Consider the following 1,575-nt stretch of genomic DNA (forward strand, 5'->3'; position numbering starts at 1 on the left):
GCAGGCCTCAACCACCTCGGTGACCTCACCTTCACCACAACCCGGCACACCGAGAATCGGCTGGTAAGCGGCAATTTTAGGCGAAAACGACCTCTCAGAGGGCGTTTAGCCCATATTCGGGGTTCTTTATATGGGTCTGCGCTCTGGTTTGGCTGGGACCACTGAGGCTGGTGTGAGTAGTGGTGCATGAGTCGCGGTTCCGGCGCCGTGTTGGCCTGGCTGCTCCTGTTTCATCCCGAGGCGCCGGGTTGTGCGCCGTGCGCTTCGGGCGCCGGTATCTGCGCCCAGGCCCGCCGGGTCCTGGCTGGGTAGCCCAGAATCGTGCCTGAACGCCGCCGATATCCCAGTGACCTGTCCGATGCCCGGTGGGAGCTGGTCGAGCCGGTCCTCACCGCCTGGCGGTCCGAACGCCGCGGCCGCGGCCTGGACATCGGCCGCCCACCGGACCACGACCTGCGCAGTCTGCTGGACGCGGTCCTCTACGTGAACCGGACAGGGATCCCCTGGCGCTACCTCCCGCACGACTACCCGCACTGGAACACCGTCTACGCCTACTTTGCCCGCTGGCAGGAGGAAGGCGTGTTCGACCACCTCAACAGCCTGCTGCGGCGGCAAGTCCGCAGGCGGGAGGGCCGCGAGGAGGAACCGACCGCCTGTGTCATCGACTCCCAGAGCATCAAGACTTCCACCAACGTCCCCGCCTGCGAGCAGGGCATCGATGCGGGCAAGAAGATCGTCGGCCGTAAGCGGAGCATCGTCATCGACACCGTCGGACTCCTCCTCGGAGTCCTGGTCACCGCGGCCAGCGTTCAGGACTCGATCGCCGGCCAGACCCTCATCGAACGGGTCGCCGCCGACCATCCCACCGTCCGCAAGACCTGGGTGGACGGCGGCTACCGCCAGCACCTCGTCGAACACGCTGCCACCCTCGGTATCGACATGCACATCGTCCGCCGCGACCCCGCCACCAGGGGGTTTGCCGTCCTGCCACGTCGTTGGACAGTCGAGAGAACGCTGGGATGGCTGATGAACCATCGCCGCCTGGCCCGCGATTACGAGGCCAAGTCCCATCGCTCCGAAGCCATGATCTACCTCGCCATGACAGCCTCATGACCCGCCGCCTGACAACGGAATCCACCCCGACCTGGCGCGGTGCGTGAACCACCCTCAACACGGCAATCTGGGATGAAACAACGGGATGAAACGCCCTCTCAAGCCGACGGAGTACCGGGGCCTCCCTTGGGGTGGCTGAGGAGTGGGCCTGGGCCGGCAGCTCGGCGGCCTGGGACGGCGGGGGAGAGGTAGCCGCGCTCGCGGGCTGCTTTGATCCAGTCCTTGATGGTCGGTTCAGGGCGGTCGAACAGGTCGGCCAGGCGCCGGTGGAGACCAGGACCGTTGATGGCTTCACGGAGATACCCTCAACCGCGAGTGGCCGCTGGTTTCGGGGCGCACCGCCAGCTGACCCGACCGACCGCGAGTTGACCCGTTCACCCCGACGGTCCCTGAGAGGGGCGGTACGGACGGCGCCCCCCCCGCGTCCGTACCGCCCCCCCCCCGTGAACCGCCCCCTCCCCT

1 pseudogene is annotated in these 1,575 nt (G+C 67.2%); it reads left to right on the forward strand.

The annotated features are described in order from the left end of the window. Window positions 1–321 precede the first annotated feature (321 nt). A pseudogene (locus tag PV721_RS43255) lies at window positions 322–1,160 on the forward strand (IS5 family transposase). The last annotated feature ends 415 nt before the right edge of the window (window positions 1,161–1,575 follow it).

The organism is Streptomyces sp. MB09-01, from assembly GCF_033794505.1.
In the GTDB taxonomy this organism is placed as follows: domain Bacteria; phylum Actinomycetota; class Actinomycetes; order Streptomycetales; family Streptomycetaceae; genus Streptomyces.